The sequence below is a fragment of the Proteus sp. fly-1013 genome (assembly GCF_040140245.1).
Classification (GTDB): Bacteria; Pseudomonadota; Gammaproteobacteria; order Enterobacterales; family Enterobacteriaceae; genus Proteus; species Proteus mirabilis_B.
This window is the reverse complement of the sequence record NZ_JBEEWD010000001.1, coordinates 696,694-714,399: the sequence shown is the minus strand read 5'-3', so window position 1 is coordinate 714,399 and position 17,706 is coordinate 696,694. Positions and strand designations below refer to the sequence as shown.

Annotated in this window: 19 protein-coding genes; 10 read left to right on the top strand and 9 right to left on the bottom strand. The window is 37.4% G+C overall.

The genetic code is table 11. The annotated features are described in order from the left end of the window. Positions 1–14 precede the first annotated feature (14 nt). From ABN236_RS03500 to pspA, 7 genes are all read right to left on the bottom strand, one after another. Positions 15–434: a hypothetical protein gene (locus ABN236_RS03500; RefSeq protein WP_227719016.1), complete on the bottom strand. Its 420-nt coding sequence runs from the start codon at positions 432–434 to the stop codon at positions 15–17. Positions 435–971: 537 nt separating this feature from the next. Further along, positions 972–2,015: a YcjF family protein gene (locus tag ABN236_RS03495; RefSeq protein WP_349473376.1), complete on the bottom strand. Its 1,044-nt coding sequence runs from the start codon at positions 2,013–2,015 to the stop codon at positions 972–974. Then, on the bottom strand, positions 2,012–3,406 hold the full coding sequence (locus tag ABN236_RS03490; RefSeq protein ID WP_088495733.1) for a YcjX family GTP-binding protein: 1,395 nt from the start codon (positions 3,404–3,406) through the stop codon (positions 2,012–2,014). The genes ABN236_RS03495 and ABN236_RS03490 overlap by 4 nt, the downstream gene beginning before the upstream one ends. Continuing rightward, a complete protein-coding gene (locus tag ABN236_RS03485) occupies positions 3,387–3,641 on the bottom strand; it encodes a phage shock protein PspD (RefSeq protein WP_227719017.1) in 255 nt (84 codons plus the stop codon). Before ABN236_RS03485 ends, ABN236_RS03490 begins: the two co-directional genes overlap by 20 nt. Before the next feature lie 118 nt (positions 3,642–3,759). Beyond that, the gene (pspC, locus tag ABN236_RS03480) at positions 3,760–4,116 is read right to left on the bottom strand and encodes an envelope stress response membrane protein PspC (RefSeq protein ID WP_088495734.1); all 357 of its coding nucleotides are present in this window, start codon (positions 4,114–4,116) and stop codon (positions 3,760–3,762) included. After that, positions 4,116–4,346 (bottom strand): envelope stress response membrane protein PspB, encoded by a 231-nt coding sequence (gene pspB, locus ABN236_RS03475; RefSeq protein WP_069369279.1) that lies wholly within the window; start codon positions 4,344–4,346, stop codon positions 4,116–4,118. Before pspB ends, pspC begins: the two co-directional genes overlap by 1 nt. Positions 4,347–4,382: 36 nt before the next feature. Next, complete coding sequence (gene pspA / locus ABN236_RS03470; protein ID WP_072062534.1) at positions 4,383–5,051, bottom strand: phage shock protein PspA; 669 nt, start codon at positions 5,049–5,051, stop codon at positions 4,383–4,385. Positions 5,052–5,265: 214 nt separating this feature from the next. On the opposite strand from pspA, the gene pspF reads away from it, so the two are divergent. The 10 genes from pspF to ABN236_RS03420 all read left to right on the top strand — a co-directional run bounded on the left by pspF (position 5,266) and on the right by ABN236_RS03420 (position 15,282). Further along, the gene (pspF, locus tag ABN236_RS03465; protein ID WP_088495735.1) at positions 5,266–6,261 is read left to right on the top strand and encodes a phage shock protein operon transcriptional activator; all 996 of its coding nucleotides are present in this window, start codon (positions 5,266–5,268) and stop codon (positions 6,259–6,261) included. A 291-nt stretch (positions 6,262–6,552) separates the two neighbouring features. Continuing rightward, entirely contained in the window at positions 6,553–8,238 is a 1,686-nt protein-coding gene (sapA, locus tag ABN236_RS03460) for an ABC transporter substrate-binding protein SapA (RefSeq protein WP_270753066.1), read from the top strand. A gap of 3 nt (positions 8,239–8,241) precedes the next feature. Continuing rightward, positions 8,242–9,207 (top strand): putrescine export ABC transporter permease SapB, encoded by a 966-nt coding sequence (gene sapB / locus ABN236_RS03455; RefSeq protein ID WP_088496042.1) that lies wholly within the window; start codon positions 8,242–8,244, stop codon positions 9,205–9,207. Further along, on the top strand, positions 9,194–10,087 hold the full coding sequence (gene sapC / locus ABN236_RS03450) for a putrescine export ABC transporter permease SapC (protein WP_088495737.1): 894 nt from the start codon (positions 9,194–9,196) through the stop codon (positions 10,085–10,087). The genes sapB and sapC overlap by 14 nt, the downstream gene beginning before the upstream one ends. Continuing rightward, a complete protein-coding gene (gene sapD / locus ABN236_RS03445; protein WP_088495738.1) occupies positions 10,087–11,088 on the top strand; it encodes a putrescine export ABC transporter ATP-binding protein SapD in 1,002 nt (333 codons plus the stop codon). Before sapC ends, sapD begins: the two co-directional genes overlap by 1 nt. Continuing rightward, positions 11,078–11,887 carry a putrescine export ABC transporter ATP-binding protein SapF gene (sapF, locus tag ABN236_RS03440; protein ID WP_023582326.1) on the top strand — a complete coding sequence of 270 codons (810 nt, stop codon included), beginning with the start codon at positions 11,078–11,080 and terminating at the stop codon, positions 11,885–11,887. The genes sapD and sapF overlap by 11 nt, the downstream gene beginning before the upstream one ends. A 207-nt stretch (positions 11,888–12,094) precedes the next feature. Continuing rightward, positions 12,095–12,883 carry an enoyl-ACP reductase FabI gene (gene fabI / locus ABN236_RS03435; protein ID WP_088495739.1) on the top strand — a complete coding sequence of 263 codons (789 nt, stop codon included), beginning with the start codon at positions 12,095–12,097 and terminating at the stop codon, positions 12,881–12,883. A 243-nt stretch (positions 12,884–13,126) separates the two neighbouring features. Then, complete coding sequence (locus ABN236_RS03430; protein ID WP_349473375.1) at positions 13,127–13,831, top strand: DUF3592 domain-containing protein; 705 nt, start codon at positions 13,127–13,129, stop codon at positions 13,829–13,831. Between the two features lie 212 nt (positions 13,832–14,043). After that, complete coding sequence (gene gstA, locus ABN236_RS03425) at positions 14,044–14,655, top strand: glutathione transferase GstA (protein WP_349473374.1); 612 nt, start codon at positions 14,044–14,046, stop codon at positions 14,653–14,655. Positions 14,656–14,820: 165 nt separating this feature from the next. Beyond that, entirely contained in the window at positions 14,821–15,282 is a 462-nt protein-coding gene (locus tag ABN236_RS03420) for a hypothetical protein (RefSeq protein WP_270753064.1), read from the top strand. A gap of 39 nt (positions 15,283–15,321) precedes the next feature. Here ABN236_RS03420 and pdxY read toward each other — a convergent pair whose 3' ends face one another. Continuing rightward, complete coding sequence (pdxY, locus tag ABN236_RS03415) at positions 15,322–16,191, bottom strand: pyridoxal kinase PdxY (protein WP_088495743.1); 870 nt, start codon at positions 16,189–16,191, stop codon at positions 15,322–15,324. A 122-nt stretch (positions 16,192–16,313) separates the two neighbouring features. Then, on the bottom strand, positions 16,314–17,588 hold the full coding sequence (gene tyrS, locus ABN236_RS03410) for a tyrosine--tRNA ligase (RefSeq protein ID WP_349473373.1): 1,275 nt from the start codon (positions 17,586–17,588) through the stop codon (positions 16,314–16,316). Positions 17,589–17,706 lie beyond the last annotated feature (118 nt).

Genomic DNA, 17,706 nt, shown 5'->3' with positions numbered 1-17,706 from the left:
TTAACCAAGATTATTTATGCTTTAAAAAAGCCGAATAACGAAAATGAAGAGGGTTTTATTATTTTTTTTAGTTCAAAATCGATAAGATATTCGACATCCTTTACTAAAGGGCTTAATTCTCGACGGATCACTTTTTTGATAGTTTTACATCCATTATCAAAACAAAAAAGCAGATACTCTAATGCGTTTATTGCCTTTTCTTTCTTATCCGCCTCAGTCAGATATTCAAAAAATTGAGATGTCTCTTTTATTTGAAATGACTTAGGTTGCTTTTGGTATTGTCTCTTTTTAATCTCGCTAATCGTCTCACTAAGAATAGGGATTAAAATGCTGAGTTGGTTATCGATATTTGAGACATTAAATGCCGAACTCAAATAGAGCTGACGTCTTTGTTTAGAGAGTTTCTTTATTACTGACATTTGTATTTCTTTCATATTTTAACCTAGTTAGAAGGATTATTTATTAACCACTTTTCTATTTTTTATAAATAAAAAACCTCTCTATTTATTAAATAGCAAATCGCTTACAAATTAGACATTTGAAAATATATTGAGAAAATAGCTCTGTGGTACGTTTTCGCGGTGATATTTAACGCTATTTATCATACTAAATTCAAGACTATTTTCTTTCAAAAAAGGAATATTATGATTAAAATTACAAATATTTCACTATATGAGTAGATATTCATCTTGAAATACAATTAGTTACAAAACTCTTTTTTCACCATAAGAACTTACTCTTTTTAAAATTTTTTATCACGATAGTTTCTTATTGAAACAATAATCACATTACCAATAAAATAATAAAAACACTTTATATTATTTAATGCCTTATTTTAAAATAATATCTTATTACTTCCTTCATTATGGTTATTTTATATAAATAATACTTTTGTCAGTTTTTATACAAAAAAACCGCAGAATGTCTTCTGCGGCTTTTATTTAAAATGACTTAAAGGTAAAAATAATAATTTATTCCTTTTTCTTGCCACCAATTGTATTTTTTAATTTTCCTATTAGCTCTTTTCTAAAATCGCCTAACTTAGGTTTATTATCATCAATCCACGGTAAAGGACGGCATAATTCCATTGCTTTTATTCCTAAACGTGCCGTTAATAAACCGGCTCCAATACCTTGTGCTGCTCTTGTTGATAATCGTGCGGCAAGATCTTGTGAAAGCCAGTCCATTCCAACTTCTCTAACGAGTTCTGTCGCACCCGCAAATGCAATATTAACCAGAACAAGGCGAAAGAGTTTTAAACGACTATAGTAGCCTAATTCAATACCATAAATTTCCGCTATGCGATTAATTAAACGAATATTACGCCAACCAATAAAAGCCATATCAACCATCGCTAGCGGACTAACTGCGATCATTAAAGTTGATTCAGCAGCAGAACGGCTAATTTCAGCTCTTGCTTGTTTATCTAAAATAGGTTGAACAAGTTGGCTATAAAGTTCTAATACCTCTTTATCATTATGAGTGTCATGTAATGCACTTTGCCAACGAATTAATGCCGGATGTTGAGAGCCAATACCCGCTTGTTTAGCAAGTTTTTCGCAAAATGGTCGGCCGTTCCCCATTGCATGGCTATAAAGTAATTCTTTTGCTTTATCTCTTTCATCTGCGCGTTGACGTAAACGATAAATACGACGCCACTCTGTTATAACTGAGCCTATTCCAGCAACAACAATTAACCCTCCTGCACTGGCTGCACCCAACGCAATCCAGTCAGAATTTATCCATGAGTCATAAATCCATTGCCCAGTTTGAGCAATAACACTAATCCCTAAAATAGTACTCGCAATCGTTAATAACCGCTTCCAGACACTTTTTTTCGGTTTTAAAATTGATTGAACATCACCTTCTAATTGCCCTTCATTCTCTTCATCTAATTGTGGATCAATAGGCAAAAATTGCTCATTTTCATTAAAGCCAACACCTTTTTTCAAGATGACTTCGTCTTGAAGTATGGGCTCTTTAAAATCAATTCGTGATTTTAATGGCTCATTCATTTTAATTTATCCCCTAACAAAAATTCCATTGCACTATCCATACGAATATGAGGAACCGCACTATCTCTTGATATTTGCTGTGGTCTAAAAGATTCGAAACTAAACCCTTGTTTTTCCCAAAATGCTTTTTCAGGTAATCGCTTAGGAACTTCACCAGGGAAATACACCAACGGTTTGTTATCGCTTAAACGGAAACCTTTTAATGCTGGAATTTTTTCACCATGATGATCAACAATCCCACTTTCAGTCGCTGCAATAGAAGCAAGCCCCATGCAATCAATGCTGATCCCTTCAAAAATGGCATTTTGTTTGGCATCTTGGATAAGCTGTTGGAGCAATGACACTAAATTTTCATGTTGATCAACAGTGATATGGTCAGCTTTTGTGGCTGCAAATAGAAGTTTATCGATACAAGGTGAAAATAAACGTCTAAGTAAGGTTCTTTTTCCATAATGAAAACTGCGCATTAATTGTGTTAATGCTTGGCGCATATCATTAAAAACATCTGCACCTTGATTTAAAGGTTGTAAGCAATCAACCAAAACAATTTGTCTATCAAATCCTTGGAAATGATCACGATAAAAGCCTTTTACAACATGCTGTCCATAATATTCATAACGCTGTTTTAACATACCAATATTAGTACGCTTATCAGCGTTCTTTAATTTAGCGATATCGTATTTTTGTAAATCAGCCCAAGGGAAAAACTGCAAAACAGGGGCTCCCGCTAATTCACCCGGCAATACAAAACGTCCTGGTTGAATAAAATGAAGCCCTTCTTTTTTACATGCTAATAAATAGTCAGTGTAAGCAGAGGCAATATCGGCTAATAACGTTTCATCAGCTGGCGCAAAGGGATCACACTTTTTAAGAAGTAATTGCCAATTTTGTTCTGGTGATGTTCTTTGGCGATTAACCTTATTTATTTGCTCTGACCATTCAAAATAGTCTTGTTCGAGCATAGGTAAATCTAATAACCACTCACCGGGATAATCAACAATTTCTAAATAAAGTGAAGATGTCTCTTTTATAAAACGTGTTAAAGATTCATTAGAACGATAACGAAGCTGTAAACGAATTTCGCTAACCCCTTTTGTAGGAACAGGCCAACTAGGAGGCGTATGATAAAGAGATTCCATTCCCTCATCATAGGTAAAACGAGGAATGTTTAAATTGTGTTGAGGAATACGTTTTACACCTAGTAGTTGCTTATTTCGTGCAGCCGAAAACAGTGGTAAACGCGCACCTGTGTGCACGTTAATAAGTTGATTAACTAACGAGGTAATAAATGCTGTTTTGCCACTTCGGCTTAATCCTGTTACGGCTAAACGAAGATGTCTATCAACACCACGATTAATAAAAGCTGTAAGTTCATTTTGTAGGCGTTTCATGTTTCTCCCAAGACACTTGACGCGATAGCTTATTAAAGCCTGCTTTGATAATAGGTTCAGCTATCAATAGAACCAGCCAACGTAACGGTTTGCTACTTACTCGTTTTAATATACCGCCTGTAATTGCTGCTGGCCCAAATAAAGTGAATAACATTAACCCAAATGTTAACCCTTTTTTGGCTAATTGGGCGAGTTTATTTGTTTTTAAGGAAATAAATACTTGATTGGAATTCACAATATGCTCCTCAATCAGAAATTTTACTCTCTCACAATACAAGCGTTGAAAAGATAAACAGATTGAAAGAAAGACGCTCCTAAAATGGAGCGTCTTATCAGATTAAATGGCAAAAATATTACAAATCTCGAAAGCGTTTATTTAACTGATAAGTAGAAGAGGTAATATAACGTTCCATTTGTTGTAAACGTTTTTCACCTTGCATCAATTGATTATCTACTCCGCTTAGAATTTCTTTTAAGCTCTCTTGCTGATCTTCACCTTGCAGGTAATTAGCAGGAGCAGGCTCCATAAAGAAACTTAAGACAAGATAAGCAATAATAGTTAAACCAAAAAAGCCAGCAAACAGCGCAATCACCGCAATAACCCTGACAAGTAAAACAGGAATATTAAAATAATGGGCTAGGCCTGCGCATACGCCACGGATCACGCCCTCTTGTGGCAAGCGATACAATTGTTTGCTCTGCATCGTCATTATGATTGCCTCCAGTTAGGATGTTCTGCATCAAGTATTTGTTCTAATGTCTTAATGCGCTCCTGCATTTGCTGAGCCTTATCCACCAGCGCGCTCAGTCGCTGCATTTCTTGTTGGGTTAGCTGAACATTGCCTCCACCTTTCTGGCTGTTGTAATGCAACCACAGCCAAATAGGGAGAATAAACAAAATAAAAATGGTCAGTGGTATTCCCAGAAATATATAGCCCATTACATATCCTTTATAAGATGGTTATTACGCTTGCTGTTACTCTTTGTTGATATTGATTTTAGCTTTTAATGCCGCTAATTGCGCGCTAATTTCGTCATCCGCTTTTAATTCAGCAAACTGTTGGTCTAATGATTTCTCTTTACCTAACCCGTAACTTTGAGCTTCACCTTCCATATGATCAATACGGCGTTCAAACTGCTCAAAACGCGCCATTGCTGCATCCATTTTGCCACTGTCTAATTGACGACGAACTTGGCGAGATGAGTTTGCTGCTTGATGACGCACAACTAAAGACTGCTGTTTTGCGCGTGTTTCAGTCAGTTTGTTTTCTAACTCGCTAATTTCACCTTTTAAACGAGTTAGCGTTTCATCAATAATAATTAGTTCGTGTTTCAATGTGTCATTAACTGATGCTACACGTTGTTTTTCGATTAATGCCGCACGAGCTAAGTCTTCTTTTTCCTTAATAAGAGCCAGCTCTGCTTTATCCTGCCAATCTTTCATCTGTTTTTCAGCTTGTTCGATACGGCGTTCTAATCCTTTCTTTTCAGCTAAAGTACGTGCTGAGGTTGTACGGATCTCAACTAACATATCTTCCATTTCTTGGATCATTAAGCGGATCATTTTTTCAGGATCTTCCGCTTTATCTAATAAAGAAGCGATATTGGCATTAATAATGTCAGCAAAACGTGAAAATATACCCATGATGTTATCCTTAATAGCTATGCTAATTAGTGACGTAAAGTTATTTCAATAATGGCGTACTGTCGTAACGCCTGCATACTTTAGTTAATACAATTTGCGTGCCAACTTTTAGAATTCACTTAACCTATTAATAATTGGTGATTTATATTATTCGCCTATTTTTCGAACACCTGATAAACTGGCAAAAAATACCTCAATATGGTGAATTTAACCAATGAATGAGAATTTAGAGACAATAATCGGTATTGATAGTCAATTTATTGATGTATTAGAACAAACCTCAGCGCTTGCTCAATTAAAAAAGCCTGTATTAATTATTGGTGAAAGAGGTACAGGTAAAGAGTTGATCGCTCATCGATTACACTACCTTGCTCCTTGGTGGCAAGGGCCTTTTATTTCAATCAACTGCTCTGCACTTAATGATAATTTACTTGATTCTGAACTGTTTGGTCATGAAGCAGGTGCTTTTACGGGCGCTAAAAATCGTCATCAAGGGCGCTTTGAGCGTGCCGATGGAGGTTCTCTTTTTCTTGATGAACTGGCGACAGCACCTATGCTTGTACAAGAAAAGCTCTTGCGTGTTATTGAGTATGGCCATTTAGAGCGAGTTGGAGGCAGTCAATCTCTACATGTTGATGTGAGGCTTATATGCGCGACAAATGCCGATTTACCCGCAATGGCGGAAGAAGGTAAATTTCGTGCTGATTTACTTGATAGGTTAGCGTTTGATGTGATTAGGCTTCCCCCATTAAGAGAACGGCGTGCCGATATTATGTTGCTTGCTGAAAATTTCGCTATCTCAATGTGCCAAGAGTTAGGTTTACCCTTCTTTCCTGGCTTTAGTGATAGTGCGCGCCAAGTGCTTTTAGATTATTCGTGGCCCGGTAATATTCGTGAGCTAAAAAATGTTGTTGAGCGCTCAGTTTATCGTCATGGAACCAGTGATAGTGTACTTAATAATATTATTATTGATCCCTTTGCTGGCCTTCAAACACCCAAAACGCCCATATTAAAAAAATCATCTAAAGAAAATTTTTCAATGCCTACATTACCGTTGGATTTACGCCAATGGCAAAATGATGTAGAAAAAAAATTAGTTAATGATGCATTAAAAGAGAGTTTATATAACCAGAAAGAGGCGGCTGAAAAATTATCACTAAGCTACGATCAATTTAGAGGGCTAATTAAAAAACATCAAATAATAACTTAATATATTGATAAATTTAGTTTTTTAATCGCTAGAGAATTTTGTAAACAATAGACAAAAAAAAGCCAGCACCCGAGCTGGCTAGTAAAAAAATACTGGAAGCAATGTGAGCAATGTCGTGCCCTCTGCGGAAAACCTCTTACCGCCGAAGGACAATACGGATGATAATCTTTATCATTAGCATTTGTAAAGCATTTTATTGAGAATTTTTCTCACTTTGTTTTTTTGACTATTTGGGGATAGAAAGTTTTTTAAGTTACAATAGCAAAATCGTTTCTCTAAAAGACATTATTTATGCGCCCTATTTTATTTATTGGTACTTTGCTACTCACCTTTACAAGTGCAACTTGTATCGCGGATGTAGCACCCAAAACACAAGCGCCATCTGTAACGCTTGAGCCAACTCCAATTAATCAAAATGGCTTTGTTTATTGTGTTGATGGCAGTGTAAATACCTTTAATCCACAATTATCAAGTAGTGGATTAATTATTGATCCTCTGGCTGCACAGCTTTACGACCGTCTTTTAGATGTTGACCCTTACACTTATCGCTTGATCCCTGAAATCGCAGCTCGATGGGAAACATTAGATAATGGCGCAACCTACCGCTTTTATTTACGTAAAAATGTCTCTTTTCAACAAACATCTTGGTTTACACCCACACGAAAACTTACCGCTGATGATGTTATTTTTAGTTTTGAAAGGATGATTAATCCACAAAATCCTTTCAATCAAGTTAATGGCGGTAAATATCCCTATTTTGACAGCTTAAGTTTTGCCAATAATATCCAATCGATAAAAAGACTAGGCCAATACACAGTAGAATTTAGCTTAAAAGAGCCTGACGCCTCTTTTCTATGGCATTTAGCAACACATTACGCCCCTATTCTTTCTGCTGAATACGCACAGAATTTAGAAAAATCAGGCGATCAAACACTACTTGATTGGAAACCAGTAGGAACAGGCCCTTTCTTTCTAGATGAATATCAACCGGGACAATTTGTTCGTTTATTTAGAAATAAAGATTACTGGAAAGGCCAACCAAAGATGCAACAGGTTGTTATTGATATGGGTGCAGGTGGTACGGGTCGTATATCTAAATTACTCACTGGTGAATGCGATGTTCTAGCCTATCCGGCAGCAAGCCAATTAAAAGTCTTACGTGACGATCCGCGACTAAGGTTAACCTTGCGTTCTGGTATGAATATCGCTTATTTAGCCTTTAACACCAGTAAACCACCACTCAATGATCTTAAAGTTCGTCAAGCTATTGCTTATGCCATTAATAATGAGCGTTTAATGGAATCTATTTATTATGGTACGGCGGAAACAGCGGCATCCGTGCTTCCTCGCGCATCTTGGGCTTATGATAATCGAGCAAAAATTACAGAGTATAATCCTGAGAAATCAAAACAAATTCTTAAAGAGCTAGGGCTTGATGGACTGAAATTAAATCTCTGGGTACCTAGCGCTTCACAATCTTATAACCCAAGCCCATTAAAGATGGCTGAACTTATTCAAGCAGACTTAGCGCAAGTCGGCATTCAAATGAATATTCGACCTATTGAAGGTCGATATCAAGAAACGAGTATGATGGATCGCACCCATGATATGACCCTATCTGGTTGGTCAACTGACAGTAACGATCCCGATAGTTTTTTCCGTCCTCTTTTTAGCTGTGCGGCAATTGGCTCACAAACTAACTTGAGTCATTGGTGTTTACCTAGTTTTGATGATATTTTAAAAAAAGCGCTTTATAGTCAGCAACTTGCTTCAAGAATGGATTATTATCATGAAGCTCAGGATGTTCTTGCTCAAGAGTTACCGGTGTTACCTTTAGCTAACTCTTTACGTATGCAAGCATATCGTTATGATATTAAAGGGTTGGTATTAAGTACCTTTGGTAATGCGTCTTTTGCTGGTGTTTATCGAGAGGCAGAAGTAGACGAACAAAATCACAAGAAAGAGGCTATAAAATAATCCATGATTATTTATTCAATACGTCGATTACTTTTATTACTTGTGACACTGTTCTTCTTGTCGCTAGTGAGCTTCAGCCTAAGCTATTACACGCCCAATGCCCCATTAAGTGGCGCATCACTCACTGACGCCTACTTTTTTTATGCCCATAATATGATCCACTTTGATTTTGGTATTTCCTCTATCAATGGTGAGCCCATCAAAGCACAATTAGTGGAAGCACTTCCAGCAACCATGGAGCTTTGTACATTAGCCTTTCTTTTTGCCCTTATTGTAGGTATTCCTGCTGGTATTATTGCGGGGGTTTGGCGTAATAAATCCGCTGATATTATTATCAGTAACTTCGCGCTCTTAGGTTTTTCTGTCCCTGTATTTGGACTTGCATTGCTGTTAACTCTTTTCTTCTCATTAAAATTAGGTTGGCTGCCTGTTTCAGGTCGTATTGATTTGCTTTATAACTTGCAACCTATTACTGGTATTGCATTAGTGGATGCATGGTTATCTGATTCACCTTATCGCCAACAAATGATCATTAACGTATTACAACATCTAATTTTACCCGTAATAACTCTGGCTATTGCACCAACCACTGAAGTTATTCGATTAATGCGAAACAGTACGGAAGAAATTATGTCAGAGAACTACGTGAAGGCAGCCGCAACTCGAGGTCTCTCACGTTTTACAATTATTCGTCGCCATATTCTTCATAATGCTTTACCCCCTATCATCCCTAAATTAGGCTTACAGTTTTCCACCATGCTTACACTCACTATGGTGACAGAAATTGTATTTAACTGGCCAGGACTAGGTCGTTGGTTAGTCACAGCTATCCGCCAACAAGATTACTCTGCTATTTCAGCTGGCGTAATGTTGGTGGGTTCAATGGTCATTATCGTCAACGTCTTATCCGATATTGTGGGCGCAATGAGCAACCCAATGAAACACAAGGTGGGATATGCCTTTAGATAGCCAATTTTATAAAGAGAAAAAAACACCCACACCCGCAGCGGTGATTTGGCAATGTTTTTCTAAAGACGTTATCTCAATGGTAGGGTTTTATGGCGTTCTTTTTCTCTTAGCGCTCAGTATTATAGGCCCTTATATTGCACCTTATGCGCTCGACCAACAGTTTTTTGGTCATCAACTAACGCCACCGTCTTGGTATCAAAACGGCAATGTCTCCTATTTCTTTGGCACAGATGATTTAGGACGCGATGTATTTAGCCGAATTTTAATTGGTACAAGCATGACCTTTGGTGGTGCGTTTATTGTCACTTTTGCAGCAACACTGATGGGATTAATAATCGGCTGTTTTGCAGGCATGACGCATGGCTTAAAATCCGCCGTTCTTAATCATATATTAGACACTTTGTTATCAATTCCATCCTTGCTACTCGCTATTATTGTTGTGGCTTTTGTAGGAACAAGCCTTGGTCATGCCATGATAGCAATTTGGTTGGCGTTGTTACCTCGTTTAGTCAGGATGATTTACTCCGCTGTTAATGATGAATTAAACAAAGAGTATGTTATTGCTTCTCGACTTGATGGTGCATCGAATATTTCCATTTTATGGTACACCGTACTGCCTAATATCACGCCTGTATTGGTTTCTGAATTAACACGCGCATTCTCAATTGCTATTCTGGATATTACAGCATTAGGTTTTCTCAATTTAGGTGCTCAACTTCCTTCACCCGAATGGGGCGCGATGTTAGGTGATTCATTAGAGTTAATTTATGTTGCTCCTTGGACAGTCTTAATTCCGGGCGCCACGATTATGATAAGCGTTTTACTGGTGAACCTTTTAGGTGATGGTTTACAGCGTGCAATAAATGAGGGAGTTGAATAATGCCTTTATTAGATATACGCAATTTAACCATTGAATTTATGACACCCGATGGTCCAGTAAAAGCGGTAGATCGTGTTTCGATTACCTTAAATGAAGGTGAAGTGAGAGGTCTTGTTGGCGAATCGGGATCAGGTAAAAGCCTAATTGCAAAAGCGATTTGTGGCGTTACGAAAGATAATATCAGCGTAACAGCCGACCGCTTCCGTTTTGATGATATCGACTTACTTAAATTATCACCAAGAGCGCGACGTCGCGTCATTGGTCATAATGTCTCAATGATTTTCCAAGAGCCACAATCTTGTCTTGATCCTGCCACAAAAATTGAGCAACAACTTATACAGGCAATTCCCGGTTGGACGTTTAAAGGGCATTGGTGGCAACGCTTTCATTGGCGAAAACGCCGCGCAATTGAACTATTGCACCGTGTGGGTATTAAAGATCATAAAGACATTATGCGCAGTTACCCTTATGAATTAACGGAAGGTGAATGCCAAAAAGTGATGATTGCCATTGCTATTGCAAATCAACCTCGCTTGCTAATTGCGGATGAACCCACTAATGCAATGGAGCCAGCAACACAAACCCAAATCTTTCGTTTACTGACTCGACTCAATCAAAATAACAATATGACCATTTTATTGATTAGCCATGATTTGCAATGGATGAGTAAATTGGCGAATAAAATTACGGTTATGTATTGTGGGCAAACTGTCGAAACAGCATCCCCTGACGAGTTGTTAGTCACACCTTATCATCCTTATACTCAAGCGTTGATCCGCTCTATTCCCGATTTTACCAACTCATTGGCACATAAGAGTCGTTTAAATACATTACCCGGTGCAATTCCCTCACTTGAGCATTTACCCGTGGGTTGCCGTTTAGGGCCTCGTTGCCCTTATGCACAGCGACAATGTATTGAAGCACCTCGGTTACGTTTATTTAAAAACCATGCCGTGGCTTGTCATTTTCCATTAAATGTGGAGCCAACTGATGTTCGATAAACTGCTTGAGGTAAAAAACCTATCAAAAACATTTCGCTATCGTACTGGATTATTTCGGCGTCAACAGTTGGAAGCCGTAAAACCTGTCAGTTTTACGCTAGAACCCAAACAAACTTTAGCCATTATTGGCGCTAATGGTTCAGGAAAATCTACACTCGCGAGAATGTTGTCAGGTGTGACTGAGCCTACGGGTGGTGATATTTTTATTAATGGGCATCAACTCACTTTTGGTGATTACCCTTATCGTAGTCAGCGAATTAGAATGATATTTCAAGATCCCACTAACTCATTAAATCCGCGCCAACGTATCGGTCAAACATTAGAGATCCCTTTACGCCTAAATACAGACTTAAGTGCGATTGAGCGTGAGAAACGAATTTATCAAACATTACGCCAAGTCGGCCTCTTACCTGAACATGCAAACTATTATCCTCATATGTTTGCATCAGGTCAGCGCCAACGAATTGCGCTTGCACGAGCATTGATATTGCAACCTCAAGTTATTATTGCCGATGAGGCTATAGCTTCACTGGATATGTCTTTACGCTCTCAAATTATAAACTTGATGTTAGAACTGCAAGAGACTCATGATATTGCCTATATTTATGTGACACAAAACTTAGGCATGACAAAACATATTAGCGATAAAATTATTGTGATGGATAATGGTGAAGTCGTTGAACGTGGCAATACAGCAGAAGTTCTTGCATCGCCATTACATGAAGTCACTCGAAGATTAGTCGCAAGTCACTTTGGTGAAGCCTTAACAGCAGAAGCTTGGCGTCAAGATTTAACTTAAGTGTAAACAATATAGGCATAATGTTGATTGCACATTATTTCACCCTTTTCCCTTAACTCCTCGGAGGTGCTAGGGAAATTAAACAAATTTACAAATGTCGTGGTAGAATCAGCCACGTTTATTAACAATAAGCGTGATAACCTAACAGATAAATAAAACTGTGAATGATGTTATTATCGCGATTTACGAAAAAACAAGGATACAGCTATGGGCTTTATGACCGGCAAACGCATTCTTATTACTGGTGTTGCTAGTAAATTATCAATTGCTTATGGTATTGCCAAAGCTATGCGTGACCAAGGTGCAGAACTTGCATTTACTTACCAAAATGAAAAACTGAAACCACGCGTTGAAGAGTTTGCAGCATCATTAGACTCAAATATCGTATTAGAGTGTGATGTGTCAAAAGACGAAAGCATCGATACTATGTATGCAGAACTTGCAAAAGTTTGGCCAAAATATGATGGTTTTGTTCACTCTATCGGTTTTGCTCCTGCTGACCAATTAGATGGCGACTACGTTAATGCAGTAACTCGTGAAGGCTTTAAAATTGCTCACGACATCAGTGCATACAGCTTTGTTGCTATGGCGAAAGCAAGCCGTGCAATGCTAAATCCAAATTCAGCGCTGTTAACTCTGACTTATTTAGGTGCTGAACGAGCAATCCCTAACTATAACGTTATGGGTCTGGCAAAAGCTTCTTTAGAAGCTAACGTTCGTTATATGGCAAATGCTATGGGTCCTGAAGGTATTCGTGTTAACGGTATCTCTGCTGGTCCAATCCGTACATTAGCGGCGTCTGGTATTAAAGATTTCCGTAAAATGTTAAGTCATTGCGAGTCAGTCACTCCTCTGCGTCGCACTGTAACCACTGAAGATGTAGGTAATACAGCAGCATTCTTATGTTCTGACTTATCTGGTGGTATTACAGGTGAAATTGTTCACGTAGATGGTGGTTTCAGCATCGCTGCAATGAATGAATTAGAACTGAAATAATTCTGTTCTATAAATAATAGAAACCAGCCTCATTGTTAAGGCTGGTTTTTTTATGTTGTTTCTACTTTTTTTACTCTTAACTCCATTAATTATCGAGTTTTTATCTAATATCTCCCTTATTCCTTTCCTTTTTAATAATGCTACGCATTAGATAAATTTCACTTTTGTTTTTTAGCTTATTCCTATAATCTTTTTTCTATCTTAGCGATAAAATAATCACATATTAATAAAAGGATTTAGTGTATGAAGAAATTTAAATTTCTGTTTTATATTTTTGCGCTTATTGGTGCGATTATTTTTATTGTAGCTTTATTTGTTATTAAATCTGAATTAAATGTAGTAAGGAATGGAATAGAAACAACAGGCGTTGTTATTGACCAAAGTGTGAGTAAATCTTCTGATGGTGACTATTTTTATCACCCTATTATTCAGTTTAATACTGAAGATAATAGAGAAATAACGTTTCGTTCACCAGAAGGTGGTCGTCAGTCCCGCTTTTATCTTGGTGAAAAGATTAATGTTATTTATCTTCCAAATGATCCACAAAGAGCAACTATTAACAACTTTTTGGGCTTATATGGCGCGGGTACTATATTAAGTATTTTTGGATTAGTATTTGCATCAACTGGGCTTATCCCTTTGTATTTTATCAAAAGAAGAGCCACAAGGGATCAACGATTAAAACGTGATGGAATGCCTATTAATGTAAAGATATCTGAAATCATTATTAACAGTAATATCAGTTTTAATCATCATTCTCCCTATCAAATTATCGCTGATTATCACGATACACTAAACAATCGATTAATTCGTTATAAAAGTGGTTATATCTTCTTTGATCCCACACCTTATATTAATAGAGAGCTGGTTACAGTCTACATTGATAAAAAGAACCCAAAAATTTATTACCTTGATATTTCATTCTTACCTTCATTTGAAGAGTCATAATTAAATGCTCCTTATATATTATAAATATAAGGAGTATTTATTTCGTATATTTTCATCAATTAACAGCCTTGTTCACAGATTTACAAAAGCCTTTTTTATTCGCATCATTTGAGTTTGCTAATTTCTTAGAACCTTTTATCATCTTATATTAGTGAAGATATTCTGATATCTGTAAGTTAATTCACCACCTTATTGATAGGGAGCTATTCAACATGAAATTGTACTACACGCCAGGTAGTTGCTCGCTTTCCCCTCATATCGTTTTACGTGAAACAGGTTTAGATTTTTCAATAGAGCGCATCGATTTGCGCGCTAAAAAAACAGAATCGGGGAAAGATTTTCTAACCATCAATCCAAAAGGCCAAGTCCCTGTCCTTCAATTAGATAATGGTGATATTTTGACTGAAGGTGTTGCAATTGTTCAATACCTTGCAGACTTAAAACCGGATAGAAATTTAATTGCACCACCAAAATCACTAGAACGTTACCATCAAATTGAGTGGTTAAACTTTCTCGCGAGTGAAGTGCATAAAGGCTATGGCCCACTATTTTCACCAGATACACCTGAAAGCTATGTACCTGTCGTTAAAACTAAATTAAAAAGTAAATTTGCTTATATTAATGATGTATTGGGCAAACAAAAATGTGCATGTGGTGAGCATTTTACGGTTATTGATGCCTATTTATTTACATTAAGCCAATGGGCACCGCATGTTGGTTTAGATTTAACTGATTTAACACATCTACAAGATTACTTAAAACGTATTGCACAACGCCCTAATGTGCATAGCGCACTGCTCACTGAAGGGTTAATTAAAGAGTAATCTTTGATCCTTTTAAATTTAAATAGCTCAAGTAAAATCAATTTACTTGGGCTATTCTTTTTTAAACACACAGGCAATAAATGTGGTTATCTAAAGTAATACCCTTTCATATCTATACTTAAAAGTACTCAGGGAAATTACGTTACTAGAATAATAGGATATTGCATGATCCAAATTTCAACTTATTTAAAAATAGAAGATAATTTTATTAATATCGATAATTACAATGGTTTATTAAAAAATACTTTCTATATTGAAGGTGCCATAGAATTATCTATTTATAATATCAAAATAATCGATATAGGCATGTGGGACTGTGTTGACCAATTATGGAGCTATCTAGTTGAAGGTTTAGTTAAAATAAATGAAAACCAAGAATTTAAAACAAATTTTCCTGACCAACCTATTGAAATAAAATTTCAGCCTATCAATGACAATGTGCTTATTACTATCACTGCTAACGAACCCCAAAAAGCTTTTATTAAAAAAGATCTGCTAATAAAAACAATGGCACTGCATGCACAAGAGTTCTTTAATAAATTGGTAACGTTTAAAGGCATTGTGCTTAATGATTATGCTATTGATTTCAAAAATATAGAAAACATACTAAAAAACGGAAACTATTAAGCCTCCGTTCTTATTTGAATTAAATGTGTTTTATTGCAATTAATCTATCTGTGTTGCACAGAATCTATGCGTTGGATGCACCATTTGATCTTGAGCAGCAACGAGTTGCAATTCGTACTCATTCATCTCTTTCGTTTTTAGCATCACTTCATAAACTGCCGCAGCGACGTGTTCTAATGCGGTTTGTAATTCAACACCTTTGAGTAAATCCACCAGCATTAAACCACTTGTTAAATCACCGACACCCACAGGCTGACGCTCACCAAAATCGACTAATGGACGACTAACATGCCAGCTATGTTCTGCGGTTACTAACAGCATTTCAAAGCGGTCATGACGATATCCAGCACGTGACAAGTGTTTTACTAATACAACCTTAGGGCCTTGTTTACACAATTCACGGGCAGCATTTACACACTCATCAACGTTATGAAGAGCTTTGCCGCCACTTAATGTTTCAAGTTCTAATAAATTAGGCGCGATGATATCACTGATAGGTAATGCTTCTTCGCATAGCACACCTGAAACAGCAGGAGGAACAATACACCCTTTTTCAGGATGTCCCATTACAGGATCACAAAAATACCATGCATTAGGATTCGCTTGTTTTACTTTTTTAACGATATCAACAATACGCAAACCTTGTTCAGCCGATCCTAAATAACCACTTAGTACTGCATCACATTGTGAGAGTTTACCGATTGCGGCAATACCATCAACAATCTCAGTAATGTGCTCTGCTGACATCACACAGCCTGTCCATTTTTCTGGATATTGCGTGTGGTTTGAAAATTGCACTGTATTTAGAGGCCAAACATTCACCCCCATACGACGCATTGGAAACTCAGAGGCGCTGTTACCTGCATGACCGAAAACAACATGTGACTGAATAGAGAGTATATTTTTCATGACATAAACCGATTATTGTGAATACACACAACACCCAAGCTTTATCATCATAGGCGAGGTATATACGTTTATTTATTGTTATTAAGAAAAAGGGCAACTCACCGGCTGCCCTTTACTGTCAATTATTTCCAGATAACGAGGCAGTAATGTTTTTTACCGCGACGTAAAATGGAGTAATGACCAAATAAGAAATCTTTTTCTTCAAAGACGTATTCAGGATTATCTTGTTTTTCGCCATTAATTGAAACTGCGTTAGAGCCAATCATTGTACGAGCCTGACCACGAGAAGGAACTAATTCTGCGTTAACCAGTGCTTGTTGCAAATCACTGCCTTTTTCTAACTCAATTGTTGGCATACCGTCTTGTGCTAATTGTTCAAGGTCAGCTTGTGTTAAGTCTGCAATTGCACCAGAGAATAAGCTTTCTGTAATACGTTTAGCGGCGATTAAACCCTCTTCACCATGAACTAAACCCGTAACGAGTTCTGCTAATACACGTTGAGCACGAGGCACTTGACCGCTGTTTTTATCTTCTTCTTCAAGTGCATTAATTTCTTCAATGCTCATAAATGTGAAGAATTTCAAGAAGCGATAAACGTCAGCATCTGCCGTATTGATCCAGAACTGGTAGAATTTGTATGGGCTGGTTTTCTTAGGATCTAACCAAACCGCACCGCCTTCTGTCTTACCGAATTTAGTTCCATCAGATTTAGTAATTAATGGTACGGTCATACCAAATACTTGTTTCTGATTGAAACGACGGGTTAAATCGATACCTGAAGTGATATTACCCCACTGATCAGAGCCACCGATTTGTAATTCAACACCTAAATGTGTATTTAATGACGCAAAGTCATAAGCTTGTAATAGGTTATAGGCGAATTCAGTAAAAGAGATCCCCACATCGTCACGGTTTAAACGTTGTTTAACCGCTTCTTTGTTGATCATTTGGTTCACAGAGAAGTGTTTACCGATATCACGCAGGAATGTCAGCACATCCATTTGACCAAACCAGTCATAGTTGTTTGCTAATTCCGCACTGTTTTCACCACTGTTGAAATCTAAGAAAGGTGACACTTGTTTACGAATTTTTTCTACCCATTCGTGAACAGTATCTTGGGTATTCAGTTTGCGCTCGGTGGCTTTAAAACTAGGATCACCAATTAGACCCGTTGCACCACCCACCAACGCCACAGGCTTATGCCCGGCTAGTTGGAATCGTTTTAAACACAGCAAAGGAACCAAATGCCCCAAGTGCAGGCTATCAGCGGTAGGATCGAAGCCACAATAGAGAGCGATAGGACCTTGCTCCAAACGCTCTACTAAAGCTGCCTCATCCGTGACCTGAGCGATTAGCCCACGCTCCTGCAATTGTGTGATTAGGTTCTTGCTAGACATCAATGACTCCATCGGTTTATTGTTTTTTGTCTATTTAAAATATAAGTGAAACATAAGTGGTATAGCATAAAGCGCCACTACATTAAGTACCAGTAGAAAAAGACTTTTTGAGGCAAAT